This window comes from Burkholderia theae (assembly GCF_048565265.1).
In the GTDB taxonomy this organism is placed as follows: domain Bacteria; phylum Pseudomonadota; class Gammaproteobacteria; order Burkholderiales; family Burkholderiaceae; genus Burkholderia; species Burkholderia theae.
The window spans coordinates 2,867,285-2,893,341 of sequence record NZ_CP183461.1 but is presented as its reverse complement, the minus strand read 5'-3'; the positions used below and the strand labels follow the sequence as shown (position 1 = coordinate 2,893,341).

Here is a 26,057-nt window from a genome sequence, read left to right as displayed (position 1 = left end):
TTCCCGATGCGCGGCGCAGGCCGCACCCACGACACGGCTCTTCGATGACGAATTCGACCCACTTCCCGCCCGCGATCGCGCCGCTCGACGAAACGCTGCGCAAGCGCCTGCAGCATGTGATCGATCACAAGACCAAGCCGCCCGGCAGCCTTGGCCAGCTCGAGGCGATCGCGCTGCAGATCGGCCTGATCCAGCGCACCGAGCGGCCGGTCGTGCAGCGCCCCGTGATGATCGTGTTCGCCGGCGATCACGGGATCGCGGCCGAGGGCGTCAGTCCTTATCCGCAAGCGGTGACCGCGCAGATGGTCGCGAACTTCCTGGCCGGCGGTGCGGCGATCAACGCGTTTTCGGGCGTCGCGCAGAGCACGCTCGAGATCGTCGATGCGGGCGTGGCGTCGCCGCTGCCGCTGTCCGACCGGCTGGTGTCGCTGCCGGTCGCGCGCGGCACGCGCAACTTCGCGGCGGAGCCGGCGATGACGCACGACGAGGCGATGACGGCGCTCGCGGCCGGTGCGGCGCGGGTGCGCCTGCATGCATCGCTCGGCACGAACGTGATCGGCTTCGGCGAGATGGGGATCGCCAACACGTCGTCGGCCGCGTGCCTGATGAGCCGCCTGCTCAGCGTGCCGATCGACGCATGCGTCGGGCGCGGCACGGGCCTCGACGACCAGGGCCTCGCGCACAAGCGCGCGGTGCTCGGCCGCGCGCTCGTCAAGCACTCGCACGCGATCGCGCCGCTCGACGTGCTCGCGACGTTCGGCGGCTTCGAGATCGCGATGATGACGGGCGCGTATCTCGCGGCCGCGAGCGAGCGGATGACGATTCTCGTCGATGGCTTCATCGCGACGGCCGCGCTGCTCGTCGCCGAGCGTATCGTGCCCGGCGTGCGCGATTACTGCGTGTTCTCGCATACGTCGCACGAGGCCGGGCACCGGCGCATGCTCGAGCATTTCGGCGCGAAGCCGCTGCTCGCGCTCGACCTGCGGCTCGGCGAGGGCACGGGTGCGGCGCTCGCGCTGCCGCTCGTGCGCGCGGCGGCGGCGTCCCTCAGTGAAATGGCGAGCTTCGAGTCCGCCGGCGTCGACAATCGTGACGCCTGAGCGCGCGCGCGGCGTGCGTGCCGAACTGCGCTACTTCTTGGTCGCGCTCGGCTATTTCACGCGCGTGCCCGTGCCGCGCGCGATTGGTTATGCGGCGGGCGATCTCGACCAGGCCGCACGCTATTTCCCGCTCGTCGGCGCGTGCGTCGGCGCGTGGGGCGCGCTCGTCTATCTTGCCGCGCTGCGCGTGCTGCCCGCGTCGATCGCGGTCGGGCTGTCGATGGCCGCGACGCTGCTCGCGACCGGCGCCTTCCACGAAGACGGCCTCGCCGACAGTTGCGATGCGTTCGGTGGTGGTTATACGCGCGACGACGTGCTGCGCATCATGCACGACTCGCGGATCGGCACGTTCGGCGCGGTCGCGCTCGTGATCGCGCTCGGCCTGAAATGGCAGGCGCTCGCGGCCATGCCGCCGCTGCGTGCCGCCTGGACGATGATCGCCGCGCATGCGGCGAGCCGCGCGGCGGCCGTGAGCCTGCTGATGTCGCTCGACTATGTGCGGCCCGAAGGCAAGGCGAAACCGGTCGCGCAACGGATGGGCGTGCGTGCGGCGTGCATCGCGGCGGTGTTCGGGCTGCCTTGGCTGTTCTGGCCCGACTGGCGTGCCGGCATCGCGGCAGGTGTCGCGCTCGTGCTCGTACGCGCATGGGCCGCCCGCTACTTCGTGAAGCGGATCGGCGGTTATACGGGCGACTGTCTCGGCTTCGCGCAGCAACTGAGCGAACTGGCCATCTATCTGTTGGTGCTCGGATGGACGTCGTCCTGATCCGTCATCCGGCCGTCGGCGTCGAGCCGGGCGTCTGCTATGGACGCAGCGACGTGCCGCTCGCCGCGCCGGCCGACGCCGGCGCGCACGCCGTGCTCGCGCATCTGTCCGCGCTCGGCGCGCCGTCGCCCGAACGGATCTGGACGAGCCCGCTGACGCGATGCGTGTCGGTCGCCGAGCGGCTCGCGCAGCGATTCGACGTGCCGGTGTCGAGCGACGCGGGCTGGCAGGAAATGGATTTCGGCGCGTGGGAAATGCAGCGCTGGGACGATATCGACCGTGCGGCGCTCGATGCGTGGGCGGCCGACCTGATGCATGCATGCGCACATGGCGGCGAAAGCGTCGCGCGGTTCGCCGCGCGTGTCGCACGGCGGGCCGATGCGGTTGTGCAGTTCGACGGGCCGCAATGGGTGGTCACGCATGCGGGCGTGATCCGCGCATTCGCGTCGCATGTGTTGCGTGTGCCGCTCGCGACGCTGCTGTCGCGGCCGGTGCCGACGGGCGGTGTCGTCTGGCTGCGCAAGGACGACGCGGCATGCGCGTGGGAAGTCGTGCACTGGGACGAATAGGCGCGTGCAGGCCGGCACGTGAACGGCATCCGGCCGCTCGCGGCTCTCGCGGGAACACCGCGCACGTACGGCCTGAAATCAGTTCGCCGGCCGCCGCGCACGCGCGGCGTCGAGATCCTCGCACAGCGCGGCCGCACCCTGCGCGATCCGCGGCGACGGCCGCGTCAGCAGATCGCCGTCGATCGCGAACAGGTTGTTGCGCGCCACGGCCGTCAGCGCGGGCCACGCGCGCCAGTGCGCCAGGCTCGGCAGCGGGTCGCCCGAGCGTGTCGCACCGGCGCTCGTCGTCACGATCGTTTCCGGATTCGCCGCGAGCACGGCCTCGTCGGTGACCGTCGGCGCGAGCGGCTTGAGCGACGCGAATACGTTGCGGCCACCGCACAGCGCGATCACGTCGTTGATCAGGTGCGCGCCATTGAGCGTCATCAGCGGCCGGTCCCAGACCTGGAAAAACATCGTGACGGGCGCTCGGGCCGCATAGCGTGCGCGTAGCGCGGCGATGTCGCGCGCAAAGCCGGCCGCGGCCGCATCGGCAGCCGGCTGCGTGCCGAGCAGCAGGCCGAGCCTGCGCAGCGACGACGAAACGTCGTCGAGATGCTTCGGTTCACTGAAGAACAACGGGATGTGCAGCGCGCGCAGCGCGTCGGTCTGCCGTTCGGCGTTGCCGTGCCGCCAGACGACGATCAGGTCGGGCTTCAGCGCGGCGATACGCTCGAGATCGAGCGCCTTGTTGTCGCCGACGCGCGGCACGGCTTGCGCGGCGGGCGGATAGTCGCTGTAGGTGACGGTGCCGACGAGCTTCGCGCCGCCGCCGGCCGCGTAGACCAGCTCGGTCGCGTGCGGCGCGAGGCTGATCACGCGCTGCGCGGGCGCGGGCAACGTGACGGTATTGCCGGCGTCGTCGCGCGTCGTGACGTCGGCGTGGACGAGCGGCGCGTGAGCGAGCACGGCCAGCGCCGCGACCGGCACCAGCCGGCGGAACTGGCGCGGGTTCATGCGGATTCCTGCTGCAGCGTCGGCACGCAGTGCGCAAGCGCGTCGCCGAGGCGCTGCCATTCGGCTTCGCTGCCCGGCAGGCCGACGCGCACGCTCGACGGGGTCGCGAAGTGCCGCGTCCAGATCCCGCGTGCCGCGAGTGCCGCATGCAGCGCCGCAGCGCGCGGGTCGTCGGTCCAGCAAAAGAGCGGCGTCGCGCGAACCGCGAAGCCGTGCGCGCGCAGCAGCGCGGCCAGCCGCTCGCCGTCGGCCGCGAGCCGTTCGCGGGCAGCCGCCTGCCAAGCGCGATCGGCGAACGCCGCGGCGACCGCGTGGCGCGCGGGTCCGCTGACCGTCCACGCGCCAAGCATGTCGCGCAGCGCGACGATCCGTTCGGGACACGCGAGCACGAAACCCGCGCGGATGCCGGCGAGACCGAAGAACTTGCCGACCGAGCGCAGCACGACGAGCCCCGCGCGATCGACCTGCGGCGCGAGCGACTGCGTCGCACCCGTATCGGCGAACGCCTCGTCGACGATCAGCGTGCCGCCGCGCGCCGCCAGCTGCGCATGCCAGCCGAGCAGGCGCTCGGCCGGCACGAATTCGGCGGTCGGATTGTTCGGATTCCCGACGATGACGTGACGCAGCGTCGCGGGCAGCGTGTCGGTGTCGATGTCGAGCGGGACGACGCGATGGCCGTGACGCGCGAATGCGGGAGCGTATTCGCCGTACGCGAGTGCCGCGACGCCGGCGTCGCCGGTCGGCAGCAACGCGGGCAATGCGCGGATCGCGGCCTGGCTGCCGGCGACCGGCAGCACGTGCGCGGGATCCGGCGCGTGGTAATACCGTGCGGCGCAGGCCGCGAGGCCGTCGCCGTCGTCGGGCAGCCGGCGCCATGCGTCGGCCGGGGCGGGCGGCACCGGATAACCGACCGGATTGATACCGGTCGACAGGTCGAGCCACGCGTCGTACGGAATGCCGTGGCGGCGTGCGGCTTCATGCAGATTGCCGCCGTGCACGATGCGTGTATCAGACATGATGGGTGGCCATGACGAGTGCGCCGCTCGCGACCAGCAGCGCGAGCCACAGTGCGAGCGTGCGCGTGACGAGCGACAGCGCGGCGACGACGTGGATGGCGGTTGCCGTTGCGCCGGTGCCGAGCACCGGGCGATCCTCGATTTCGCCGTGATAGACGGCCGGGCCGCCGAGCTGCACGTTCAGGCTGCCGGCTCCCGCGGCCATCACGGGGCCCGCGTTCGGGCTGTCCCAGTGGCGCGCCTGCGTGCGCCAGCAGCGCCATGCGGTGGCCGTATCGCCGAGCAGTGCGTAGCTCGCGGCCGTGAGGCGCGCGGGAATCCAGTTCAGTGCATCGTCGAGGCGCGCGGCGGCCCAGCCGAAGGTGAGGAAGCGCGGCGTGCGGTAGCCCCACATCGCATCGAGCGTGTTCGCGAGCCGGAACAGCAGCGCGCCGGGACCGCCCGCGACGATGAACCAGAACAGCGCGCCGAAGATCGCATCGTTGCCGTTCTCGAGCGCCGATTCGACGGCCGCGCGCGACAACGCGCCTTCGTCCGCGTCGCTCGTATCGCGCGACACGATGCGCGCGGTCAGCGTGCGGGCCGCATCGAGGTCGCGCCGCAGGAGGGCTGCCGCGATCGGCGCGACATGGTCGGCGAGGCTCTTCGCGCCGAGCGCGAACCACAGCAGCGCGACGTGCAGCGCGGCGGCGAGCGGCCACGGCAGCGCGGTCACGAGCCATGCCGCGACGGCCACCGGCGGCACCACGGCCGCGGCCCACGCGGCGACACCGACCACACGGCCGCGTCGACCCGTGTTCAGCGCGCCTTCGATGCGCGCGGCGAGCCGGCCGAACGCGACGAGCGGATGCCAGCCGGCGGGTTCGCCGATCGCGCGGTCGACGATCGCGGCCGCGACCGCGAGCATCGCGACGACGGGCAGCGACAGCATCAGCATGACGACGCCCCCGTCTTGAGGTCGAGCGGCAGTCCGGCGACGAGCAGCGTCACGCGCGTTGCGAGCGCGGCGATGCGCTGGTTCAGGCGCCCGAGTTCGTCGACGTAGCGGCGCGTGACCGACCCGAGCGGCACGACGCCGAGCCCGATCTCGTTGCTGACGACGATCACCTTCGCGCGTGCGCCGCGCAACGCGTGCTCGAGCCGGTCGACCTGCGCCGCGTACTGCGCATCGTCGAGCGGTTCGCCGTCGGCCGGGCACAGCAGGTTGGTGAGCCACAGCGTCAGGCAGTCGACGAGCAGGCACGCGCGCGGATCGTCGAGCCGTGCGAGCGTGCCGGCGAGGTCGATGGGTGCATCGGCGAAACCCCAGTCGGCCGGCCGGCGCGCACGATGGTGCGCGATGCGCTGCGCGAATTCGGCGTCGGCGGCGAGCGCGGTCGCGATGTAGGTAACGGGGCGGCCGCTGTCGGCCGCGAGCCGCTCGGCATGCGCGCTCTTGCCCGAGCGCGCGCCGCCGAGGACGAAGGTGAGGTCGTGCGGAATCATCGCGCGATTGTAACGGCGCGGGCGTACCGGCGCGGGCGATAATGCGGCCTTTGCTTCGCGACGACCTTTACACGATGAATGCACCCGAGCCGCGGCCGCGCGGTACGCTGATGATCCAGGGCACGACGTCCGACGCGGGCAAGAGCACGCTCGTCGCGGGCCTGTGCCGGCTGGCGCGCCGCGCCGGCGCGCGCGTGGCGCCGTTCAAGCCGCAGAACATGGCGCTCAACAGCGCGGTGACGGCCGACGGCGGCGAGATCGGCCGCGCGCAGGCGCTGCAGGCACTGGCCGCCGGCGTCGAGCCGCATACGGATTTCAACCCCGTGCTGCTGAAACCGACGAGCGACCGGGGCGCGCAGGTGATCATTCACGGCAAGGCGCGCGTGAACCTCAACGCGCGTGCGTATCACGACTACAAGCCGGTCGCGTTCGACGCGGTGCTCGAATCGTATGCGCGCCTGCGCGCCGGTTACGACACGGTGATCGTCGAAGGCGCCGGCAGCCCGGCCGAGATCAACCTGCGCGACGGCGACATCGCGAACATGGGTTTTGCCGAACGCGTCGACTGCCCGGTCGTGCTCGTCGCCGACATCGACCGCGGCGGCGTGTTCGCGCACCTGGTCGGTACGCTCGCGTGCCTGTCGGACAGCGAGCGCGCACGCGTGCGCGGCTTCGTGATCAACCGTTTTCGCGGTGACTTCAAGCTGCTCGAACCGGGGCTCGACTGGCTGCGCGCGCAGACCGGCAAGCCCGTGTTCGGCGTGCTGCCGTACCTGCACGGACTGTTGCTCGACGCCGAGGACATGCTGCCCGCGCAGGCGCGCAGCGCCGCCGCACGCGGCGACGCCGGCGTGCTGCGGGTCGTCGTGCCCGCGCTGCCGCGCATCAGCAACCACACCGATTTTGATCCGCTGCGCGCGCATCCGCAGGTCGAGTTCACGTACTGGAAGAGCGGCCCCGTGCCGGACGCGGACCTGCTGATCCTGCCTGGGTCGAAGAGCGTGCAGCGCGACCTCGCATGGCTGCGCGACGCGGGCTGGGACGCGCTGATCCGTCGCCACCTGCGCTACGGCGGCAAGGTGATCGGCATCTGCGGCGGGATGCAGATGCTCGGCCGCACGCTCGACGATCCGCTTGGCCTCGAAGGCGCGCCCGGCAGCGTGCCGGGGCTCGGGCTGTTCGATTTCGAGACGACGCTGCAGCCCCACAAGACGCTGAAGAACGTGACGGGGCATCTCGCGCTGCCGGGCGGGGCCGCCGTGCGCGGCTACGAGATCCACATGGGCGACACGCACGGGCCAGCGCTGGCGGCGCCCGCGCTGGCGCTGGCAACCGCCGGCGCACCGGGCGGCACGCGCCCGGACGGCGCGCGCCCGGACGGCGCGGTTTCCGCCGACGGCCAGATCCTCGCGACCTACGTGCACGGGCTGTTCGACTCGCCCGACGCGTGCGCGGCGCTGCTCGCGTGGGCCGGGCTCGACGGTGCGGAACGCATCGACTACCCGGCGCTGCGCGAGGCGTCGCTCGAGCGGCTTGCCGATACGTTCGCCGAACATCTCGATCTCGACGCGCTGTACGCGGAATTCCGCTGACGCGCCAGTCGGGGCCGGATGAACAGGCCTCGCATTTTCCGCCGGATCGCGTACAACACAGGTGGGCGGTGGTTCGTCCGGAGGAGTGCGGCGATGAAGGTTCGGTGGTGGTGGAGCGTGCTGCTGGCGGCGCTGCTGGGCGCGTCGGCCTATGCGCACGCGTGCGATTCGTACGGCGCGGGCGGCAGCCCGTCCGGTGCTGATTCGTCTCAAGGCAAAAGCGGTTATTGAGGTTCGCATCGGGGCATGATCGGTCATGCCCTTTTTTATGACCTGATTCGTTCCATTTGAGAATCAGTTAAAGCGGATTGGCGTGTTTATCGGCGAAATCGATTCGAATAGAGTGCGATCCATTCTCATCCACTCACGAAGGAATCCGCCATGAACCCCAATCGCCTGAACGATTTCGGCGCGACGCTGCTGCGTGTCGCGCTCGGCGTGCTGTACCTCGCGCACGTCGCGCAGAAGGTGTTCGTCTTCACGCTGCCCGGCACCGCGCAGTTTTTCGCGTCGATCGGCCTGCCGGGCTGGCTCGCGTACCTGACGACCTTCGTCGAACTGGCGGGCGGCCTGGCGCTGCTCGCCGGGTTCCGCGTGCGCGTCGCCGCGCTCGTGCTGCTGCCGTTCATGCTCGGCGCGACCGCCGCGCATCTGCCGAACGGCTGGGGCTTTTCGTCGCCGCACGGCGGCTGGGAATATCCGGCGTTCTGGGCCGTCACGCTTGCCGTGCAGGCGCTGCTGGGCGGCGGCGCGTTCGCGATCGGTGCGCAAGAAGCCGCGGCTCGGCGCGCGTAAGCGGCGCGCTGCGGCGCAACCCGTTCCGGTGACCCCCTGTTTGCCGATATCATCGCTCCCTGTATCCGCAATCGAGCGGCGCCTGCCATGCGGCGGGCGCCGCGTGGCTTTTTCGGGGGAATTCATGACGGTGATCGTGGTGGCGAATCCGAAGGGCGGCGTGGGGAAGAGCACGCTGTCCACCAATCTTGCCGGCTATTTCGCGGCGCAGGGCGCGTGGGTCGCGCTCGCCGATCTGGACCGGCAGCAGTCCGCGCATGCGTGGCTCGACCTGCGGCCGGCCGGCTTGCCGGCGATCGAGGCGTGGGACCTCGATCCGGACGCACCGTCGAAGCCGCCGCGCGGCCTCGAATATGCGGTGATCGACACGCCGGCCGGCCTGCACGGCAACCGGCTCAACGTCGCGCTGCAACTGGCTGACAAGGTGATCGTGCCGCTGCAGCCGTCGATGTTCGATATTCTCGCGACCCAGCAGTTTCTGGAGCGCCTGGCCGAAGAGAAGGCCGTGCGCAAGGGCAGCGTCGAGGTCGGGATCGTCGGGATGCGGGTCGATGCGCGCACGCGCTCGTCCGACCAGCTGCACCGGTTCGTCGAAGGGCTCGGCCTGCCGGTGCTCGGCTACGTGCGCGACACGCAGAACTACGTGCAGATCGCCGCGCACGGCCTCACGCTGTGGGACGTCGCGAAGAGCCGCGTCGACAAGGATCTCGAACAGTGGCGGCCGATCGTCGAATGGGCGGAACGCCGTGCGCCGAAGGCCGAGAAGGCTACCAAGGCCGCCAAGGCTTCCTGAACGCGCGGCCGTCGGGACGGTGCGACCCAATGAGAAAGGGCCTGATCCTGTGCGACACGGGATCAGGCCCTTCGACTGCAAGCGGCGCAGCCGCTCCCGCCCGCGCGCCATGGCACGCGGGCGGCCCATCGCGTTACGTCCAGTTCTGCGTCGGCACGTGATCGCGGTGGCCCTTGATCTTGTTGCCGTCGTCGATGAACACGAGCTTCGGCTTCCAGCCGGCCTGCAGTTCGGCTTCGTCGACCATCGCGAACGCCGCGATGATCACGAGGTCGCCGAGCTGCGCGCGGCGCGCGGCCGAGCCGTTCAGCGAGATCATCCCGCTGCCGCGCTCGCCCTTGATCGCGTACGTCGAGAAGCGCTCGCCGTTGTTGATGTTCCAGATGTCGATCCGTTCGTTTTCGACGATGTTCGATGCTTCGAGCAGGTCTTCGTCGATCGCGCACGAACCTTCGTAGTGCAGCTCGCAGTGCGTGACTGCCGCGCGGTGGATCTTCGATTTGAGCATGTGGCGCTGCATGGTGTCTCCGTGATGCGTCGTGAGAGGCGCGGGCGGGCGGCCCGTCAGATTTCGAGGTTGTCGATGAGGCGCGTCGCGCCCAGCTTCGCGGCCGCGACCACGACGAGCGGTTCGCCGGCTTCGAGTTCGGCGGCGCTTGGCGCGATCAGGTTCGCGCGGCGGCGGATCGACAGGTAGTCGGGCGCCCAGCCGCGATCGGCCAGGTGCGTGCGTGCCTGTTGTTCGAGCTTGCCGAGGTCGCGCTCGCCCGCGAGCAGGCTTTCGCGCATGCGCTGCAGCGTCTTCGCGAGCTCGGGCGCCTCCTGGCGCTCGTCGGCCGACAGGTAGCGGTTGCGCGACGACAGCGCGAGGCCATCCTCGTCGCGCACGGTTTCGGCGGCGATGATGTCGACCGGCAGCGCGAGCTGCTGGCACATGCGGCGCACGATCATCAGCTGCTGGTAGTCCTTCTTGCCGAACACGGCGACGCGCGGCTGCACGCAGGCCATCAGTTTCGACACGACCGTGCACACGCCGGTGAAGAAGCCGGGCCGGAATTCACCTTCGAGGATCCCGCCGAGATCGTCCGGCGGCAGCACGCGGTATTCCTGCGGTTCCGGGTACATGTCGCGCTCGGTCGGCGCGAACAGCACGTAGACGTTTTCCTTCTGCAGCTTCTCGATATCGTCCTGGAGCGTGCGCGGATACTTGTCGAAATCCTCGTTCGGGCCGAATTGCAGCCGGTTGACGAAGATGCTCGCCACGACCGGGTCGCCGTGCTGGCGCGCGAGGCGCATCAGCGACAGGTGCCCTTCGTGCAGGTTGCCCATCGTCGGCACGAACGCCGTGCGGTTCTGTCCGCGCAGCTGGTCGCGCAGTTCCTGGATCGAGCTGATGACTTTCATGATCGGGTAGCGGGTTCCTCGCGCATGCGCGCGTTGGCGCCGCGGCAGCGGCGTCGGGGTCGAAGCGGAGAACGCCGGCGCGCGGGCGGCGCATCGGGCGTCGGCGGATTGTAGAGGATTTGGCCGCCAAACGCATCGAAAAAAGTACGATCGTTCACTTTTTAATCGGGCGTGCCGGAACCGGGCGCACGGCCACCCGCCGCCGCGAAGCGGCGGGCGTCGGCATGCATCGGGAAAACGGGAAGGGTGGGTGCGGGCCTTACGCGGGCAGGTACGCGAGGCGCACGTAGATCGGCGCGAACGGCTCGGCCTGGGTGATCTCGAGGAGCGATTCGCGCGCGAGTTCGAGCATCGCGATGAAATTCACGACGACGACCGGCACGCCGCGCGACGTGTCGAACAGGTCGGCGAACTCCATGAAGCGCGCATTCTGCAGCCGGCGCAGGATCAGGCTCATGTGTTCGCGCACCGACAGCTCCTCGCGGGAGATCTTGTGGTGCTGGACGAGCTTCGCGCGCTTGAGCACGTCGGCCCACGCGCCGCGCAGGTCGTCCGAATTCACGTCGGGGAAGCGCGGCGTGACGCTCTGCTCGATGTAGACCTCGGCGCGCAGGAAATCGCGGCCGAGCTGCGGCAACTGGTCGAGACGCTGCGCGGCGAGCTTCATCTGCTCGTATTCGAGCAGGCGGCGCACGAGTTCGGCGCGCGGATCCTCGGCTTCCTCGCCGCTGTCGGCCTTCTTGACCGGCAGCAGCATCCGCGACTTGATCTCGATCAGCATCGCGGCCATCAGCAGGTACTCGGCCGCCAGCTCGAGGTTCGTCGTGCGGATCTGGTCGACATAACCCAGATATTGCGCGGTGACCTGCGCCATCGGGATGTCGAGCACGTTGAAGTTCTGCTTGCGGATCAGGTAGAGCAGCAGGTCGAGCGGGCCTTCGAACGTCTCGAGGAAGATCTCGAGCGCATCGGGCGGGATGTAGAGATCCTGCGGCAGCTTGAAGAGCGGCTCGCCGTACAGGCGAGCGAACGCCGCGACGCCGTCGACCGTGTCGGGCGTCGAATCGGCGCCCGCGGGCGCGGCGACCGCGTCGTCCTGCCGGGCGGCGCTGGCCTCGTCGGCGGCGCTCACGTCGTCAGAAGTTCTGGTAGTAGACGTACGACGTTTGCTTCACGCCCGATTCCTGCTGGTCGGCGCGCTCTTCGAGGTCGATCGGCTGCTTGTCCCACAGCAGGGAACGGCCCTGGCGCTGCTCTTCCTCGAGCGTCGGCTTCTGCTGCTTGAGCTGGTTCAGGAACTGCGTGACGTCGGACTGGTACGGCATGGCTGGATTTTCCGTTTCAGGCGGCGCACGATGCGCCGGATTCGCAATGGCGGGATTTTACCGCATCGCGGGGAACAGCCGGCGCCAATCGCGCGTCGAATCCGCGGGCCGGCGCTTGCGGTGCGCGGGCGGGCCGTGCGCGCGCCGTTGCGCGTAAGCGTCAAAGCAGCGCCCGTGCGGGCATGGCTGCTGCCCTGTGGTCAAATACGGGGTTTCCACGAAACCGTGACAACCGAGGGCGAGGTCATATTTGGCGGGGCAGTCGAACCAGCAAGCACACACGGCACATGACACGGGCACGCGCACGGAACGCAACCGCGCCGGCGCCGCGGCCCGCGTCGCGCGGGTAACCTTCGCGGGTTGCGTCGCCGCGTTTTTCGCGCTGCCGGCCCTCGCGAAGTACGACGTCGACATCGACGCGCCGCGTTCGGTCCGCAAGCTGCTCAAGTCGCATCTCGATATCGCGCGCTTCGCGAAGCGCGACGACATCAGCGACGACCAGTTCGACTTCCTCGTGACCGCCACGCCGCAACAGGTGCGCGACCTGACCGCGACGGCCGGTTATTTCTCGCCGGTCGTGCGCACCGACGTGCGCACGCGCAACGGCAAGCGCGACGTGCGCATCGCGGTCGATCCGGGGCCGCAGACCGTCGTGTCGACGGTCGACCTGACGTTCAAGGGGCCCATCGACACCGAGGATCCGAAGCAGGAGGCCGCGACCCGTTTCGCGTTCTCGATGAAGCCCGGCGACCCGTTCACGCAGTCCGACTGGGACGGCGCGAAGGGCGCGGCGCTCAAGCAACTGCAGTCGCGTCGTTATCTCGGCGCGAAGATCGCGTCGTCCGAGGCGCGCATCGACCCGCGCACGCAGCGTGCGACGCTCGCGGTCACGTTCGACAGCGGCCCGACGTTTACGATCGGCAAGGTCGACGTCGACGGCGTGCGCCGTTATCCGGAGAAGATCGTCACGAACGTCAATCCGCTGTCGGAAGGCGAGATCTACGACGTGCAGCGGATCACCGAACTGCAGCGGCAGTTGCAGAACACGCCGTACTACGCGAGCGTCGCGATCGACGTCGGCGACGATACGGCGAAGCCCGCGCTCACGCCCGTGCACGTGAAGGTCAGCGAGTTCCCGTACAACAACATCCGCGGCGGTGTCGGCTTCGCAACCGATACCGGGCCGCATGTGCAGGGCTCCTATACGTATCTCGACACGTTCGGCGCCGCGTGGCCGCTGACCGTGTCGGGCCGGCTCGACCAGATCCAGCAATACGGTCAGGTCCAGCTGTCGATGCCGCCGGGCGAGAAGGGCTGGACCAACAGCGTGCTCGCGTCCTATACGAATACCAATGTGTCGGACACGCGCATCTACAGCGCGCGGGTCGGCGCGCAGCGCACGCGCACCGGGCAGTTCATCGACTATTCGTATTCGCTGATGTTCTACCAGGACCGGCTCGACCAGAACGGCGCGGGGCCGACCACGAGCCACGCGCTCGTGCCGCAATGGGCGTGGACGCGCCGCAACGTCGACGATCCGCTGTTTCCGCGTTCGGGCAACCTGATCCACGCGGAGGCCGGCTTCGCGGTCAAGGGCGCGCTGACCGACCAGACCTTCATCCGCGGTTACGCGCGCGGCCAGCAATACCTGCCGATCGGCAAGCGCGACCTGTTCGTGTTCCGCGCGGAGCTCGGCGGCGTGTTCACGAGCGGCAGCTCGTCCGGCGTGCCGGCGTCGCTGCTGTTTCGCGCGGGCGGCTCGAACTCGGTGCGCGGCTACGGTTACCAGAGCATCGGCAACAGCGTCGACGGCTCCGTGCTGCCGACCAAGTACCTGGTGACGGGCACCGCCGAATACCAGCACTGGTTCAACCGCGACTGGGGCGCCGCGACGTTCTTCGACATCGGCACCGCGACCGATGCGTGGGGCGAGAAGGTGTTCTACCCGGGCGTCGGCATCGGCGCGCGCTGGCGCAGCCCCGTCGGCCCGATCAACGTCGACATCGCATACGGGTTGCGCAACCATAGCGTGCGCCCGTACCTGACGCTCGGCATCGCTTTCTGACCGTACCGCTTCATCGACGACCAACCGCATGACGAAGGACCCGAACGACACGCCGCCGCCTCACGATCCGGACTCGCCCGACGGCGCGCCCGACACGCCGCCGCGTGCGCCGCGCCGCGGGCGCGCCGTGCGCGTCGTCGCGTGGACGCTCGCGACGGTCGTGCTGCTCGTCGTGCTGGCGGCCGGGCTCGTGCTGGCCGCGGTGACGACCGAGCGCGGCACGCGGCTCGCGTGGCAAGCGGCCGAGCGCGTGCTCGGTGCGCGGCTCGCGGGCACGCTCGAAGGCGGCTCGCTTGCGACCGGCGTGCGGTTGCGCGGGTTCGCGTGGACGAGCCCCGACGGCACCGGCACCGAAATCCGCATCGACCGGATCGACGGCCGCTGGGCACTGACCCGCGCGCCGTGGCGGCTGTCGATCGCCTATCTGCGTGCCGGCACGATCGACGTGCGGATCGCGCCGGGGCCGTCGACGCCGAGCACGACGCCGCAGGACCTGAGCCTGCCGCTGCAGTTGCGGATCGATGACCTGCGTGTCGATCACCTCGCGATCCACGACGGCGGTTCGACGACGCAGCTCGACCACCTCGCGCTGAACGGCCGCAGCGACGGCCGTCACCATGAACTCGTGCTCGACGGCGTCGATACGCCGTTCGGCGCGCTGACCGCCCGCGCGAAGCTCGACGGCGTGAAGCCGTTCGCGCTGACCGGTGAAGCGACCTACGCGGGCAAGCTGTCCGACGAGCCGGTCGATGCGCGGGCCCGCGTATCGGGCTCGCTCGAGGCGCTCGTCGCCGACGTCGATGCGAGCGGGATGAAGCTGAACGGGCGCGCGCACGTCGAGGCCGCGCCGTTCGGCACGGTGCCGCTCACGCGCGCGTCGCTCGCATTCGATCACGTGAACCCGCAGGCGCTCGCGCCCGGCGCGCCGGGCGCCGATCTCGCGGTGCGCGCGGAACTCGCGCCCGTCACGGCACCGGCCGGCACCGCACCCGCGAAGGGGTTCGCGGTGACGGGCCCGGTGTCGATCGTCAACGCGAAGCCCGGCACGCTCGGCGATCATCTGCTGCCGGTGATCGACGCGCGCGCGACCGTGCATCTCGACGCGCACGCGCAGCGGATCGACGATCTCGCGCTGAAACTGATCCGCGACGGCAGCGTGACCGGCAGCGGCACGCTGACGGGTGGCAAGGGTCGCTTCGACCTGAAGACCGCGAACCTCGACCTGAACGCATTCGTCGCCGAGCTGCGGCCGATGCGCCTGGGCGGTCCGCTCGGCGTGACGCTCGCGAGTGACGTGACGACCGTCGATTTCAACCTGAACGACCCGAAGCTCGCGCTCGGCGCGCGCGCGAAGGTCGCGCTGACGCCGCAGCAGACCGTGCTGACCGACGCGCGCGTGACCGCGGGCAAGGGCCGTATCGACCTGACGGGCGTGTTCCGCCACGACGCGCATTCGAGCTACGACGCGAAGGCGACGCTGACCGCATTCGATCCGCTGCTGCTCGCCGCGATGAGCGCGCCGAAGGCCGGCGGCAAGGCGGCCAAGGCGCCGGCCACGCGCGGCGAGACGCGCGTGTCGGGCACGCTGACGGCATCGGGCGCGTTTGCGCCGCAGGTGTCGACGAAGGCGACCTTCAAGCTCGGCGACAGCCTGTACGACGGTGTGCCGCTGACCGGTGCCGGTGTCGTGCAGCTCGCCGGCTCGCGGATCCTGCCGAGCAACGCGAACCTGTCGATCGCGGGCAACCACGTCGACCTGCGCGGCAGCTTCGGCGCGCCCGGCGACCGGCTGCGCTTCGTCGTCGACGCGCCGCAACTCGACCGGCTCGGCTTCGGCGTGGAAGGGCTCGTGCAGGCGCAGGGCGACCTGACCGGCAGCTTCGCGCATCCGAACGTGACGGGCACCTACAAGGCCGAGCACGTCGTCGTCGGATCGAACCGGATCGGCGCCGCGCAGGGCCGCGCGGATATTCGCGACGGTGCGCACGGCGCGCTCGTGTTCACGGCCGACGCAACCGACATCGCGCTCGGCTCGCTGAAGCTGAAATCGCTGCGCGCGAACCTCGACGGCACGCGTGCGAAACATACGCTCGACGCATCGGCGCTCGGGATGGCCGGTGGGCGCGTGATCGACCTGACGCTCGCGGCGAACGGCGGCGTGGTGGAGAATCGCGACGGCATGCGCTGGGACGGCACCGTCACGCGTCTCGCGAACCGCGGCACGCCGGCCATCGCGCTGCAGGCGCCGCTCACCGTGTCGGCCGGCGCCGGCCGCGTGATGCTCGGCGCGACGCGGCTCACGCTCGAAGGCGCGGCGATCGACCTGAAATCGTTCGTGTTCGATCACGGCCAGATGCGCTCGGCGGGTTCCGTGAGCGGCGCGTCGGTCGCGCGTTTCCTCGAGGTTCGCCAGGAGCTGACGGGCCAGCGGCCGCCGCTGCGGACCGACGTCGTGCTCGACGCCGACTGGGATTTCTCGCTCGGCGCGAACGCGACGGGCTACGTGCAGGTGAAGCGCCGCGGCGGCGACGTGACGATCGAGAGCGGGCGCGGCATCGCGTCGCTCGGGCTGACCGACCTGTCCGCGCGCGCGAGCTTCGCGCCCGGCAACCGGCTCAACGTGACGGCGCTCGCGAAGGCGAACCGGATCGGCACGCTCGATGCCAATGTCACGGTGCCGTTCGCGCTGCGCGACGGCGTGTTCGGCGTCGTCGACGATGGTCCGCTGGCGGGTCGCGTCGACGCCGACATCCCGGCGCTGAAGACGACTGGCAACCTGTTCGGGCCGAGCTACCTGCTCGGCGGGCGCGCGGCGCTGAAGCTGACGGTCGCCGGCACGCCTGCGAAGCCGAACCTGTCGGGGATGCTGACGGGCGACGACCTGTCCGCGACGCTCGTCGACCAGGGCGTCCAGCTGAAGGACGGCATCGTGCGCGTGAAGCTCGCGGAGAACCTCGTCGAATTCCAGCAGGTCGAGTTCCACGGCGGCGACGGCACGCTGCGCGTGCTCGGCCGCGTGCGCCTCGACGGCGAGGCGCCCGACCTGACCGCGAGCATCGTCGCGGACAAGCTCGAACTGTTCGCGGCGCCGGATCGCAAGCTGTCGCTGTCGGGCAAGGCGACGGTCGCGAACGACGGGCCGCGCGGCGCGCTGTCGATCGACGGCAAGTTCGTCGTCGATCGCGCGCTGTTCGACCTGCCGGAGGACTCTGCGCCGCGCCTGTCCGACGATGTCGTGATCGTGCAGCCGGACGGCACGGTGCGCGGCGACACGCCGACGGGCACCGCGGTCGCGAAGCCGCAGGCGGCCGCGGACAAGCCGGCGCCGTCGCTCGCGCCGCGCGCGAACATCGACATCGGCCTCGGCAACGACTTCCGCTTCAAGGGCCATGGCGCGGATCTCGGGTTGCGCGGCACGATCACCGTGATGAGCGCGCCGGGCGTGCCGCTGCGCGCGGTCGGCAATGTACGCGTGACCGAAGGATCGACGTACACGTCGTTCGGCCGCAAGCTCGCGATCGAGAACGGCTTCTTCACGTTCAACGGGCCGGTGTCGAACCCGGGCATCAACATCCTCGCGATGCGGCGCAACCAGGAGGTCGAGGCCGGCGTGCAGGTGACGGGCACGATCCAGTCGCTGACGGTCAAGCTGGTGTCCGAGCCGAACGTCACGGACAACGAAAAGCTGTCGTGGCTGCTGTTCGGGCACGGCACCGACCAGGGCAACAACGTCGGCCAGCAGGGTGCGATGACGGCGGCGCTCGGGCTGCTCGGCAGCGTGACCGGCAAGCGCGTCGCGCAGACCTTCGGTCTCGACGAAGTATCGATCGGCCGCAGCGAAGTCGGCCTGACCGATCCGCAGGTCGTGCTGGTGTCGAAGGCGATCAACGAGCGTTTCGTGCTCGGCTTCGAGCAGGGCCTGCAGTCGGCGAGCAACGCGTTCAAGGCGACGATCAACCTGTCGCGTTTCTGGTCGGTGTCCGCGTACGGCGGCACGTTCCAGGGCGTCGACCTGAACTACACGCGGCGCTTCGACCGCTGGTTCGGGCAACGGTGACGGCGGGCGCGGGCGGCGCCCATGCCGTTCCCGCGCCGATTGTTTCAGCTGCGTGCGGTTTGCACGGGTTTTCTTGACATTCGATCAATTCCTTCTAGATTGATCTCGTTCGCGCGACCTGCGCGGAGCCGGTTCGCGACGCAATGCGGGCTGGAGTTTCGATTTCGTCAACGATACGCGATGGGCACGGGGCGATACGATCGGCGGGCGCGGCAGCCTCCGCCCGTTGCGTCACGCCTGCGTCGATGGCGTCACGCAGGAGCACGCCGATGGAAGCGGTACTGGCCCACGTGAGGCGGAACAGGCGCGACTACGAGAATCTTCCGTTGTTCGACCGGTTGCGAAACGATCGCCTGCCGCCGCTCGTGCGGCTCGAATTCATGCGCGGCTTTGCGTTCTTCGTGATGGCGTTCGGTGACCTGAATCGCTACGTGCTGCGCGTGGAACCGCCGGCCGATGCGCACCAGGCGCGCGTGAACGCGCATACGCGCGAGGACGACCATCACTGGCCGTGGTTTCTCGAGGATGTAGAGACGCTCGGCTGGAACGACGTGACAACGACGACCGATGCGCTGCGCATGCTGTGGAGCGAGCGAACCTGTCGCAGCCGTTTGCTCATGTACGAGCTGTGCGCGATCGTCGCCGACGCGGACGGTATCGAGCGTCTTGCCGTCGTCGAAGCGATCGAGGAGACCGGCAACGTGCTGTTCGCGCTCACGACGCGCGTGGCCGGGCAGGTACGCGCGCAGACGGGACGCGAGCTGCGTTACCTCGGTGCGTTTCATTTCGCGCTCGAGTCGGGCCATCTGCAGAACGGCGAGCACGCGGAACTCGTATCGATCGCGCTGGACAGCGACCGCCGCACGCGCTGCATCGCGCTCGTCGATCGCGTGTTTCGCGCCTTCACCGCGTGGACGTACGAAGCCGCGCGGCAGATCGATGTGGCCGCCGTCAGGCCCGATGCCGTGCAGGCCGTGCGGAGCATGTCATGAGCGCCGTGTCGCCGCGTCACGACGACCGCGCCGCGTACGATATCGCGCGCGGTCTGTTCGTCGGGCCCGCGATGCTGATCGCGCATCGGCTCGGCCTTTTTCGTCGTCTCGGTGACGGGCCGGCGACCGTTGCGGCACTCGGCGACGCGCTCGGGCTCGCGCGCCGGCCGACCGAGGCGCTGGCGAATCTCGCGGTCGCGCTGGGCTTCGCTCGGCGCGAAGCCGATCGTTATGCGCTGACGTCGCTGGGCGAGGACCTGCTGCTCGAACGGAGTCCGACGTACTTCGGCGCGTTCTGGGATCTGATGTACGACAACGCCGATACGTTCTCGGTGGCGGGGCTCGAGGCCGCGTTGCGGCGCGACGCGCCGCGCGCGTATGGCGACGCGGACATCTTCCGCTCCCATGAGCAGCAGACCGAACTCGGCATGCGCTTCATGCGCGCGATGGAGAGCCTGAGCGCATCGCATGCGCCGGTGTGGCCGACGCGCATCGATCTCGGCGCGCATCGGCACATGCTCGACATCGGCGGCGGCTCCGGTGCGCACATCAAGGGCGCGCTGGCCGCGTGGCCCGCGTTGCGCGCGACGCTGTTCGATCTGCCGACGGGGTGCGAACTGGCCGCGCAGTTCGTTGGCGGGCCGCAGTGGCAGGGGCGTGTCGCGCTGCATGCGGGCGACATGTGGCGCGATCCGTTTCCCGACGCCGACCTGCATTTCTATTCGAACATCTTTCACGACTGGCCGGCCGAGCGTAATGCGTTTCTCGCGCGCAAGAGTTTCGACGCCATGCCGCCGGGCGGGCGCATCGTGCTGCACGAAGTGCTCTATCGCGACGACAAGAGCGGCCCGCTCGCCGCGCCCGCATACAGCCTGATGATGCTCGGGTGGACGCAGGGCGAGCAGTACTCGGCGCGTGAACTCGAAGCGCTGCTCGCGGATGCGGGTTTCGTTTCGATCGAGACCGTGCCGAGTTTCGGCGATCACAGTCTCGTCACGGGCCTGAAGCCGTGACGATGTGCGTGAGGCCGCGCGCATAAAAAAGCCCCGCACGCATCGTGCGGGGCTTTGCGCAGGCGGCGGTGCGTTCGCGTTACTTCACGCGCATGCCGGGCTTCGCGCCGCTGTGCGGCTCGAGGATGTAGAGGCCCGGCTCGGCCTTCTCGTCGGTGGCCGACGCGGCGAGCACCATCCCTTCCGACAGGCCGAACTTCATCTTGCGCGGCGCGAGGTTCGCGACCATCACCGTCAGCTTGCCGACGAGCTGCTCGGGCTGGTACGCGGACTTGATGCCCGAGAACACGTTGCGGGTCTTTTCCTCGCCGACGTCGAGCGTGAGCTGCAGCAGCTTGTCCGAGCCTTCGACGGCCTGGCACGCGACGATCTTCGCGATGCGCAGGTCGATCTTCGCGAAATCGTCGATCGAGATGGGGGCGTCGTCGGCGCCGTTCACGACGGCCGGCTTCGCGTTCGCCTTGGCGTTCTTCGCGTCCTTTGCGGCGTTCGCACTTGCGGCGGCCGCACCGGTTGCCTCGGCCTGCAGCGAATCGCGGTTCGCGGCGAGCAGCGCTTCGATCTGCTTCGCGTCGACGCGCGTCATCAGGTGCTGGTACGCCTTGATCGGCTGTTCCGAAGACAGCGGGTTCGCCGCATCGGCCCACACGAGCGGCGCGATCCCGAAGAATGCCTCGACGGATTCGGCGACGCGCGGCATCACCGGCTTCAGCGCGAGCGACAGCAGGCGGAACGCCTCGAGGCTCACGCTGCAGGTTTCGTGCAGCGCGACCGCATTGGCCGGATCCTTCGCGAGATCCCACGGCTTCGCGCCGTCGACGTACGCATTCACTTCGTCCGCGAGCTCCATCGTGTGGCGCAGCGCGCGGCCGTATTCGCGCGCTTCATAGTTCGCGGCGATCTGCGGAATGGCATCGCGCAGCTTCGCGACGAGCGGATGGTTCATCGCGCTGTCCTGCACGCGGCCTTCGAAGCGCTTGATCAGGAAGCCCGCCGCGCGGCTCGCGATGTTCACGTACTTGCCGACGAGGTCGCTGTTCACGCGCGCCTGGAAGTCGTCGAGGTTCAGGTCGAGATCTTCCATCGTCGCGTTCAGCTTCGCCGCGAAGTAGTAGCGCAGCCATTCGGGGTTCAGGCCCGTGTCGATGTAGCTCTGCGCGGTGATGAACGTGCCGCGCGACTTCGACATCTTCGCGCCGTCGACCGTCAGGAAGCCGTGCGCGAACACGTTGGTCGGCGTGCGGTGGCCCGAGAACTCGAGCATCGCAGGCCAGAACAGCGTGTGGAAGTAGAGAATGTCCTTGCCGATGAAGTGATACTGCTCGGTCTTCGAGCCCGGGCGGATCCATGCATCGAAGTCGATGCCGTTGCGGTCGCACAGGTTCTTGAAGCTCGCGTAGTAACCGACCGGCGCGTCGAGCCACACGTAGAAATACTTGCCGGGCGCGCCCGGGATCTCGAAGCCGAAATACGGTGCGTCACGCGAGATGTCCCAGTCGGCGAGCTTGGCCTCGCCGGCGTCGCCGAGCCATTCGCGCATCTTGTTGGTCGCTTCGGGCTGCGCGAGGCCGCTGACCCATTCGCGCAGGAACGACTCGCAGCGCGGGTCGGACAGGCGGAAGAAGTAGTGCTTCGACTTCTTGCGCACCGGCGTCGCGCCCGACACGACCGAATACGGGTTCAGCAGTTCGGTCGGCAGGTAGGTCGAGCCGCACACTTCGCAGTTGTCGCCGTACTGGTCCTTCGCGTGGCACTTCGGGCACTCGCCCTTGATGAAGCGATCCGGCAGGAACATTTCCTTGACCGGGTCGTACGCCTGCTCGATTTCGCGTTCGGCGATCAGGCCGGCTTCCTGCAACGCGAGGTAGATCTTCTCGCTCAGCACGCGGTTCTCGTCCGAATCGGTCGAGTAGAAGTTGTCGAACGACACGCCGAAGCTGTCGAAGTCGCGCTTGTGCTCGGTCCACACGCGGTCGATCAGCTGCTTCGGCGTCAGGCCTTCCTTCTCCGCGCGCAGCATGATCGGCGTGCCGTGCGTATCGTCGGCGCCGATGTAGTAGACCTCATGGCCGTGCATTCGCAGCGCCCGCACCCAGATGTCGGTCTGGATGTACTCGACCAGGTGGCCGATGTGGATCTGCCCGTTGGCATAGGGCAGTGCGGACGTAACGAGGATCTGGCGGCTGCCTTGCGGCGCCGCAGCCTGCACGGAAGTGAGGTCGGATGCGGACATAGGGTCTGTAGAGGAACAGCGGAAAAACGACGGGAAAGTGCGATTCTAGCAGGGGCGCGGGCCAGCGAGGCCGGCAGGCGCCGCGACCGGGCGCCGGAAGGGATGGGGCCGCTCGAACGGCATGCCCGACGGTGTTGTGTTGCGATGCAACACGAATTTCGCGGGCAAAAAAAACCGGGGCGGATACGGCCCCGGAGCAACAACGACAAGAGGAGAATGGTGACGCGCCGGCAACACCAGCCGCGTACCGTAAATACTGACCACGGGCTGCGACGGAAGTTCGAAATTTTTTTCGATTCGTTACCGGCCCCGGCGGACGCCTTGTCCGGCGGGGCTGCGCGGCCGGCGTGCCCGCGCGTTCTCCTCGCCGTGCGCTTACTGCGCCTGCGCTGCGCGCAGGTAGATTTCGACGCGGCGGTTCTGTGCGCGGCCGGCTTCGGTCGCGTTGTCCGCGATCGGGTTCGATGCGCCCATGCCTTGCGCCGACAGACGGCCGCCGTTGACGCCGCGCTGCGCGAGTGCGTTCACGACGCTTTGCGCGCGGTTCTGCGACAGCGTCTGGTTCAGCTGTGCCGAGCCCGTGCTGTCCGTGTAGCCGACGATCGATGCCGTCACTTGCGGGTTCTGGTTCAGCGTCGTCGCCAGGTCGTTCAGCAGCGGCGTGAAGGCCGGCGTGATCGCGTACTGGTTCGTCGCGAACGTCACCGCGCTCGGCACGTTCAGCTTCAGCGAGCCGTCCGGCTGCTCGGTCACCTGCGTGCCCGTCTGGGCTGCCGACGGCGCGAGCTTGTTCTTGATCGCTTGCCAGTTGTAGCCCGTCACGCCGCCGACCAGTGCGCCGACGCCCGCGCCGATCGCCGCGCCCTTGCCGCCGCCCGCCAGCGCGCCGATGCCTGCGCCCAGCGCCGCACCCGTGCCGGTACCGACGGCCGTGTTGGTGCCTTGCGGCGATGCGCAGCCGGCCAGCACTGCACCGGCCAGAGCGAAGACGGACAGGCGAGTCGCGATTTTCATGTTCATCTTGGATTCCTCTCTTGGTTGAACGAGTCGACAACGACAACAACAGTTACGGCTCCCCGCGCGGGCCGCCCGGAAAAGGCGGGCCGGCCAGCGCTCGCGGCAGCCGCCGAGGCGGCCGCTTGCCCTGTCCGTCAGCGTGGCTGTTCGGACAGCGTGACGCGTCAGCCTCTACAATATAGGCGGTTAGTGGCCGATTTGGCCCCATAGCATGCCGCAGGCGAAGATTGCGCCGGGTCGCGCGTTCGCGCAATGGCGTGCAACAGATTCTTTCACTTTTCCCGATTTTCGCAGCGTAATTTGATATTTTTTGACGTTTGCGCGCGAGAAAAACGTTTTCATGGAGTTTCGATGAGCATTGACCGGGCACAAGTCGACGCCGCGCTGGCGGCAGTCGTCGACCCCAATACCGGCCGCCCGTATGCGGCGAGCAAGGGCGTGCGCAACGTCGCGATCGACGGCGACGTCGTGGCGCTCGACGTGGTGCTCGGCTACCCGGCGCGCAGCCAGCACGACGACGTGCGCGCGCGCATCGTCGCGGCGCTTCAGGCCGTGCCCGGCGTGCGCGACGCACGCGTCGCCGTGTCGCAGGAGATCGTTGCGCACACGGTGCAGCGCGGCGTGAAGCTGCTGCCGAACGTGAAGAACATCGTCGCGGTCGCGTCGGGCAAGGGCGGCGTCGGCAAGAGCACGACGGCCGTGAACCTCGCGCTCGCGCTCGCCGCGGAAGGCGCGTCGGTCGGCATCCTCGACGCCGACATCTACGGCCCGTCGCTGCCGACGATGCTCGGCATTCACGGCCAGCGCCCCGAGTCGCCCGACAACCAGTCGATGAACCCGCTCGTCGGCCACGGGCTGCAGGCGAACTCGATCGGCTTCCTGATCGAGGAAGACAACCCGATGGTGTGGCGCGGCCCGATGGCGACCTCCGCGCTCGAGCAGCTGCTGCGCCAGACCAACTGGCACGAGCTCGACTACCTGATCGTCGACATGCCGCCCGGCACGGGCGACATCCAGCTCACGCTCGCGCAGCGCGTGCCCGTCACCGGCGCGGTGATCGTCACGACGCCGCAGGACATCGCGCTGCTCGACGCGAAGAAGGGCTTGAAGATGTTCGAGAAGGTCGGGATTCCGATCCTCGGCATCGTCGAGAACATGAGCATCCACATCTGCTCGAACTGCGGCCACGAGGAGCACATCTTCGGCGCCGGCGGGGCCGAGCGGATGGCGAAGGACTACGATGTGACCGTGCTCGGCAGCCTGCCGCTCGACATCGCGATTCGCGAGCGGGCCGACAGCGGCACGCCGACGGTCGCGGCCGAGCCGGACGGCGCGCTGGCACGTCGTTACCGCGACATCGCGCGCGGGGTCGCGCTGGCGATTGCCGAGCGCGCGCGCGACATGACGTCGAAGTTCCCGACGATCGTTGTTCAAAATACGTAAAACCCTTGCGGGGCGGGGCCTCAGGCTGTTTACGGCGCCGCGAGGCGCGGTATCATGGCGACTTTGCCCGGGTCCCTTTACCCGCCCGGCGCGGCCGTCGTATCAAACGGCCGTCAGCCGGCATGAGGATCGAATGAAACAACGACATCACGGCGTGCGCGCCGGCCGCGCGCGGCGCGCGCTGCTGGCCGCCGCCGCGCTGGGCCTGCTGGCCGGCTGTACCTCCTTTTCCTCGTCGCACGAAAAACGGGCCGACGCACAACTGCAGCCGACGGTCGGCTCGCAGGCGCGCGGCGCGGTGACGTTCGTCGAGCGTCCGGACGGTGTCCAGGTCACCTACAACCTGGTCGGCCTGCCGCCGAACAGCGATCACGCGCTGCAGGTGCATGAGCGCGGCGATTGCAACGCGGGCGACGGCTCGAGCGCCGGCCCGGTGTTCGCGCCGGCCGCCGACCGCCTGCGCGCGGGTGCCCGCGTCGCCGGCGATCTCGGCAACATCCATGCGGACGCGAACGGCGTCGCGGCCGGCTTCATCGTCGCTCCCGATCTGGCCCTCGATGGCGTGCGCTCGGCGATGAACCGCGCGGCGCTGGTGCACCGCGACTCGAGCGATCCCGCGTTTCCGCAGCATGGCGCGGGGCCCGCGCTCGCTTGCGGCGTGATCCGTTGACGGCCGCCGCGTGCGCCGCGCGATGATCGCGTAAAATGTCCGCCTTTCCCGGCCGCCGACCTGAACCGGCGGCCTTCGTTTCCCGTCACGCAGCGTTTCCTGGCGCCCCGATATGAGTATCAAGTCCGACAAATGGATTCGGCGCATGGCCGAAGAGCACAAGATGATCGAGCCGTTCATGCCCGATCAGGTTCGCGAGTCCGCGGACGGCCGCCGGATCGTCAGCTACGGCACGTCGAGCTACGGCTACGACATCCGCTGCGCGGACGAATTCAAGATCTTCACGAACATCAACTCGACGATCGTCGATCCGAAGAACTTCGACGAGGGTTCGTTTGTCGATTTCAAGGGCGACGTGTGCATCATCCCGCCGAACTCGTTCGCGCTGGCCCGCACCGTCGAATATTTCCGCATCCCGCGCACCGTGCTGACCGTCTGCCTCGGCAAGTCGACCTATGCGCGCTGCGGGATCATCGTCAACGTGACGCCGTTCGAACCCGAGTGGGAAGGCTACGTCACGCTGGAATTCTCGAATACCACGCCGTTGCCCGCGAAGATCTACGCGAACGAAGGCGTCGCCCAGGTGCTCTTCTTCGAGAGCGACGAAGTGTGCGACGTGTCGTATGCCGATCGCGGCGGCAAGTATCAGGGTCAGCGCGGTGTCACGCTGCCGAAAACCTGATCTGGTTGCATAACGTCTCACCAGTTTCCGGGTGACCGCTGCGC

Annotated in this window: 25 protein-coding genes; 14 read left to right on the top strand and 11 right to left on the bottom strand. The window is 69.0% G+C overall.

Translation table 11 applies throughout. The features are described from left to right. The first annotated feature begins 44 nt into the window (after positions 1 to 44). From cobT to cobC, 3 genes are read left to right on the top strand one after another with little or no spacing between them, the layout of a single operon-like run. Positions 45 to 1,100 carry a nicotinate-nucleotide--dimethylbenzimidazole phosphoribosyltransferase gene (cobT, locus tag ACN22W_RS13665; RefSeq protein WP_419684903.1) on the top strand — a complete coding sequence of 352 codons (1,056 nt, stop codon included), beginning with the start codon at positions 45 to 47 and terminating at the stop codon, positions 1,098 to 1,100. After that, positions 1,090 to 1,866, top strand: coding sequence for an adenosylcobinamide-GDP ribazoletransferase (locus ACN22W_RS13660; protein ID WP_419684901.1), 777 nt, complete (start codon positions 1,090 to 1,092; stop codon positions 1,864 to 1,866). Before cobT ends, ACN22W_RS13660 begins: the two co-directional genes overlap by 11 nt. Further along, positions 1,851 to 2,435, top strand: coding sequence for an alpha-ribazole phosphatase (cobC, locus tag ACN22W_RS13655; protein WP_419684900.1), 585 nt, complete (start codon positions 1,851 to 1,853; stop codon positions 2,433 to 2,435). The genes ACN22W_RS13660 and cobC overlap by 16 nt, the downstream gene beginning before the upstream one ends. A 78-nt stretch (positions 2,436 to 2,513) precedes the next feature. Here cobC and ACN22W_RS13650 read toward each other — a convergent pair whose 3' ends face one another. From ACN22W_RS13650 to cobU, 4 genes are read right to left on the bottom strand one after another with little or no spacing between them, the layout of a single operon-like run. Next, on the bottom strand, positions 2,514 to 3,431 hold the full coding sequence (locus ACN22W_RS13650; protein ID WP_419684898.1) for a cobalamin-binding protein: 918 nt from the start codon (positions 3,429 to 3,431) through the stop codon (positions 2,514 to 2,516). Beyond that, the gene (cobD, locus tag ACN22W_RS13645; protein WP_419684895.1) at positions 3,428 to 4,447 is read right to left on the bottom strand and encodes a threonine-phosphate decarboxylase CobD; all 1,020 of its coding nucleotides are present in this window, start codon (positions 4,445 to 4,447) and stop codon (positions 3,428 to 3,430) included. The genes ACN22W_RS13650 and cobD overlap by 4 nt, the downstream gene beginning before the upstream one ends. Then, a complete protein-coding gene (gene cbiB / locus ACN22W_RS13640; protein ID WP_419684893.1) occupies positions 4,440 to 5,384 on the bottom strand; it encodes an adenosylcobinamide-phosphate synthase CbiB in 945 nt (314 codons plus the stop codon). Before cbiB ends, cobD begins: the two co-directional genes overlap by 8 nt. Next, positions 5,378 to 5,932 (bottom strand): bifunctional adenosylcobinamide kinase/adenosylcobinamide-phosphate guanylyltransferase, encoded by a 555-nt coding sequence (gene cobU, locus ACN22W_RS13635; RefSeq protein WP_048250360.1) that lies wholly within the window; start codon positions 5,930 to 5,932, stop codon positions 5,378 to 5,380. The genes cbiB and cobU overlap by 7 nt, the downstream gene beginning before the upstream one ends. Positions 5,933 to 6,006: 74 nt before the next feature. Here cobU and ACN22W_RS13630 point away from each other — a divergent pair, with 74 nt between their 5' ends. The 4 genes from ACN22W_RS13630 to ACN22W_RS13615 all read left to right on the top strand — a co-directional run bounded on the left by ACN22W_RS13630 (position 6,007) and on the right by ACN22W_RS13615 (position 9,112). Then, on the top strand, positions 6,007 to 7,524 hold the full coding sequence (locus ACN22W_RS13630; protein ID WP_419684889.1) for a cobyric acid synthase: 1,518 nt from the start codon (positions 6,007 to 6,009) through the stop codon (positions 7,522 to 7,524). A gap of 93 nt (positions 7,525 to 7,617) precedes the next feature. Continuing rightward, on the top strand, positions 7,618 to 7,755 hold the full coding sequence (locus tag ACN22W_RS13625) for a hypothetical protein (protein WP_166961138.1): 138 nt from the start codon (positions 7,618 to 7,620) through the stop codon (positions 7,753 to 7,755). Between the two features lie 150 nt (positions 7,756 to 7,905). Beyond that, on the top strand, positions 7,906 to 8,319 hold the full coding sequence (locus ACN22W_RS13620) for a DoxX family protein (RefSeq protein WP_129512733.1): 414 nt from the start codon (positions 7,906 to 7,908) through the stop codon (positions 8,317 to 8,319). A 124-nt stretch (positions 8,320 to 8,443) separates the two neighbouring features. Next, positions 8,444 to 9,112, top strand: coding sequence for a ParA family protein (locus tag ACN22W_RS13615; protein WP_419684886.1), 669 nt, complete (start codon positions 8,444 to 8,446; stop codon positions 9,110 to 9,112). Positions 9,113 to 9,245: 133 nt separating this feature from the next. Here ACN22W_RS13615 and panD read toward each other — a convergent pair whose 3' ends face one another. The 4 genes from panD to ACN22W_RS13595 all read right to left on the bottom strand — a co-directional run bounded on the left by panD (position 9,246) and on the right by ACN22W_RS13595 (position 11,841). Next, complete coding sequence (gene panD, locus ACN22W_RS13610; RefSeq protein ID WP_031398432.1) at positions 9,246 to 9,632, bottom strand: aspartate 1-decarboxylase; 387 nt, start codon at positions 9,630 to 9,632, stop codon at positions 9,246 to 9,248. A gap of 44 nt (positions 9,633 to 9,676) precedes the next feature. Further along, entirely contained in the window at positions 9,677 to 10,516 is an 840-nt protein-coding gene (panC, locus tag ACN22W_RS13605) for a pantoate--beta-alanine ligase (protein WP_412023204.1), read from the bottom strand. A gap of 259 nt (positions 10,517 to 10,775) precedes the next feature. Continuing rightward, positions 10,776 to 11,648 carry a segregation and condensation protein A gene (locus ACN22W_RS13600; protein WP_193098855.1) on the bottom strand — a complete coding sequence of 291 codons (873 nt, stop codon included), beginning with the start codon at positions 11,646 to 11,648 and terminating at the stop codon, positions 10,776 to 10,778. A 4-nt stretch (positions 11,649 to 11,652) separates the two neighbouring features. Further along, positions 11,653 to 11,841: a DUF3460 family protein gene (locus ACN22W_RS13595; protein WP_129512729.1), complete on the bottom strand. Its 189-nt coding sequence runs from the start codon at positions 11,839 to 11,841 to the stop codon at positions 11,653 to 11,655. Positions 11,842 to 12,091: 250 nt separating this feature from the next. On the opposite strand from ACN22W_RS13595, the gene ACN22W_RS13590 reads away from it, so the two are divergent. From ACN22W_RS13590 to ACN22W_RS13575, 4 genes are all read left to right on the top strand, one after another. Continuing rightward, positions 12,092 to 13,906, top strand: a complete 1,815-nt coding sequence (locus ACN22W_RS13590; RefSeq protein ID WP_419684881.1) for an autotransporter assembly complex protein TamA — start codon at positions 12,092 to 12,094, stop codon at positions 13,904 to 13,906. 28 nt (positions 13,907 to 13,934) lie between these two features. Beyond that, positions 13,935 to 17,963 carry a translocation/assembly module TamB domain-containing protein gene (locus tag ACN22W_RS13585; protein WP_419684878.1) on the top strand — a complete coding sequence of 1,343 codons (4,029 nt, stop codon included), beginning with the start codon at positions 13,935 to 13,937 and terminating at the stop codon, positions 17,961 to 17,963. A 269-nt stretch (positions 17,964 to 18,232) separates the two neighbouring features. Then, complete coding sequence (locus ACN22W_RS13580; protein WP_419684876.1) at positions 18,233 to 18,955, top strand: hypothetical protein; 723 nt, start codon at positions 18,233 to 18,235, stop codon at positions 18,953 to 18,955. Continuing rightward, the gene (locus ACN22W_RS13575; RefSeq protein ID WP_419684874.1) at positions 18,952 to 19,968 is read left to right on the top strand and encodes a methyltransferase; all 1,017 of its coding nucleotides are present in this window, start codon (positions 18,952 to 18,954) and stop codon (positions 19,966 to 19,968) included. The genes ACN22W_RS13580 and ACN22W_RS13575 overlap by 4 nt, the downstream gene beginning before the upstream one ends. Before the next feature lie 79 nt (positions 19,969 to 20,047). Here ACN22W_RS13575 and metG read toward each other — a convergent pair whose 3' ends face one another. From metG to ACN22W_RS13560, 3 genes are all read right to left on the bottom strand, one after another. Beyond that, positions 20,048 to 22,201 (bottom strand): methionine--tRNA ligase, encoded by a 2,154-nt coding sequence (gene metG, locus ACN22W_RS13570; protein ID WP_419684872.1) that lies wholly within the window; start codon positions 22,199 to 22,201, stop codon positions 20,048 to 20,050. A 375-nt stretch (positions 22,202 to 22,576) separates the two neighbouring features. Next, complete coding sequence (locus ACN22W_RS13565; RefSeq protein WP_129512723.1) at positions 22,577 to 23,221, bottom strand: OmpA family protein; 645 nt, start codon at positions 23,219 to 23,221, stop codon at positions 22,577 to 22,579. Between the two features lie 183 nt (positions 23,222 to 23,404). Then, complete coding sequence (locus tag ACN22W_RS13560) at positions 23,405 to 23,560, bottom strand: hypothetical protein (RefSeq protein WP_164991964.1); 156 nt, start codon at positions 23,558 to 23,560, stop codon at positions 23,405 to 23,407. A 9-nt stretch (positions 23,561 to 23,569) separates the two neighbouring features. Between ACN22W_RS13560 and apbC the strand changes: the two genes are divergently transcribed. The 3 genes from apbC (at position 23,570) to dcd (ending at position 26,013) form a co-directional block, all read left to right on the top strand. Further along, positions 23,570 to 24,661, top strand: coding sequence for an iron-sulfur cluster carrier protein ApbC (gene apbC / locus ACN22W_RS13555; RefSeq protein WP_419684868.1), 1,092 nt, complete (start codon positions 23,570 to 23,572; stop codon positions 24,659 to 24,661). Positions 24,662 to 24,794: 133 nt separating this feature from the next. Next, a complete protein-coding gene (sodC, locus tag ACN22W_RS13550) occupies positions 24,795 to 25,331 on the top strand; it encodes a superoxide dismutase [Cu-Zn] (RefSeq protein WP_129512721.1) in 537 nt (178 codons plus the stop codon). Positions 25,332 to 25,443: 112 nt separating this feature from the next. Next, positions 25,444 to 26,013, top strand: a complete 570-nt coding sequence (dcd, locus tag ACN22W_RS13545; RefSeq protein ID WP_047898759.1) for a dCTP deaminase — start codon at positions 25,444 to 25,446, stop codon at positions 26,011 to 26,013. Positions 26,014 to 26,057: the final 44 nt, after the last annotated feature.

What these genes read in the sequence shown, in the direction of transcription:
- cbiB (WP_419684893.1), bottom strand. Translation starts at nt 5,384, where the DNA reads ATGCTGATGCTGTCGCTGCCCGTCGTCGCGATGCTCGCGGTCGCGGCC.
- panD (WP_031398432.1), bottom strand. Translation starts at nt 9,632, where the DNA reads ATGCAGCGCCACATGCTCAAATCGAAGATCCACCGCGCGGCAGTCACG.
- ACN22W_RS13575 (WP_419684874.1), top strand. Translation starts at nt 18,952, where the DNA reads ATGAGCGCCGTGTCGCCGCGTCACGACGACCGCGCCGCGTACGATATC.
- panC (WP_412023204.1), bottom strand. Translation starts at nt 10,516, where the DNA reads ATGAAAGTCATCAGCTCGATCCAGGAACTGCGCGACCAGCTGCGCGGA.
- cobD (WP_419684895.1), bottom strand. Translation starts at nt 4,447, where the DNA reads ATGTCTGATACACGCATCGTGCACGGCGGCAATCTGCATGAAGCCGCA.
- ACN22W_RS13560 (WP_164991964.1), bottom strand. Translation starts at nt 23,560, where the DNA reads ATGAAAACGTTTTTCTCGCGCGCAAACGTCAAAAAATATCAAATTACG.
- ACN22W_RS13565 (WP_129512723.1), bottom strand. Translation starts at nt 23,221, where the DNA reads ATGAACATGAAAATCGCGACTCGCCTGTCCGTCTTCGCTCTGGCCGGT.
- ACN22W_RS13580 (WP_419684876.1), top strand. Translation starts at nt 18,233, where the DNA reads ATGGAAGCGGTACTGGCCCACGTGAGGCGGAACAGGCGCGACTACGAG.
- ACN22W_RS13625 (WP_166961138.1), top strand. Translation starts at nt 7,618, where the DNA reads ATGAAGGTTCGGTGGTGGTGGAGCGTGCTGCTGGCGGCGCTGCTGGGC.
- ACN22W_RS13615 (WP_419684886.1), top strand. Translation starts at nt 8,444, where the DNA reads ATGACGGTGATCGTGGTGGCGAATCCGAAGGGCGGCGTGGGGAAGAGC.
- ACN22W_RS13585 (WP_419684878.1), top strand. Translation starts at nt 13,935, where the DNA reads ATGACGAAGGACCCGAACGACACGCCGCCGCCTCACGATCCGGACTCG.
- ACN22W_RS13620 (WP_129512733.1), top strand. Translation starts at nt 7,906, where the DNA reads ATGAACCCCAATCGCCTGAACGATTTCGGCGCGACGCTGCTGCGTGTC.
- metG (WP_419684872.1), bottom strand. Translation starts at nt 22,201, where the DNA reads ATGTCCGCATCCGACCTCACTTCCGTGCAGGCTGCGGCGCCGCAAGGC.
- cobT (WP_419684903.1), top strand. Translation starts at nt 45, where the DNA reads ATGACGAATTCGACCCACTTCCCGCCCGCGATCGCGCCGCTCGACGAA.
- ACN22W_RS13630 (WP_419684889.1), top strand. Translation starts at nt 6,007, where the DNA reads ATGAATGCACCCGAGCCGCGGCCGCGCGGTACGCTGATGATCCAGGGC.
- ACN22W_RS13650 (WP_419684898.1), bottom strand. Translation starts at nt 3,431, where the DNA reads ATGAACCCGCGCCAGTTCCGCCGGCTGGTGCCGGTCGCGGCGCTGGCC.
- cobC (WP_419684900.1), top strand. Translation starts at nt 1,851, where the DNA reads ATGGACGTCGTCCTGATCCGTCATCCGGCCGTCGGCGTCGAGCCGGGC.
- ACN22W_RS13595 (WP_129512729.1), bottom strand. Translation starts at nt 11,841, where the DNA reads ATGCCGTACCAGTCCGACGTCACGCAGTTCCTGAACCAGCTCAAGCAG.
- apbC (WP_419684868.1), top strand. Translation starts at nt 23,570, where the DNA reads ATGAGCATTGACCGGGCACAAGTCGACGCCGCGCTGGCGGCAGTCGTC.
- dcd (WP_047898759.1), top strand. Translation starts at nt 25,444, where the DNA reads ATGAGTATCAAGTCCGACAAATGGATTCGGCGCATGGCCGAAGAGCAC.
- sodC (WP_129512721.1), top strand. Translation starts at nt 24,795, where the DNA reads ATGAAACAACGACATCACGGCGTGCGCGCCGGCCGCGCGCGGCGCGCG.
- cobU (WP_048250360.1), bottom strand. Translation starts at nt 5,932, where the DNA reads ATGATTCCGCACGACCTCACCTTCGTCCTCGGCGGCGCGCGCTCGGGC.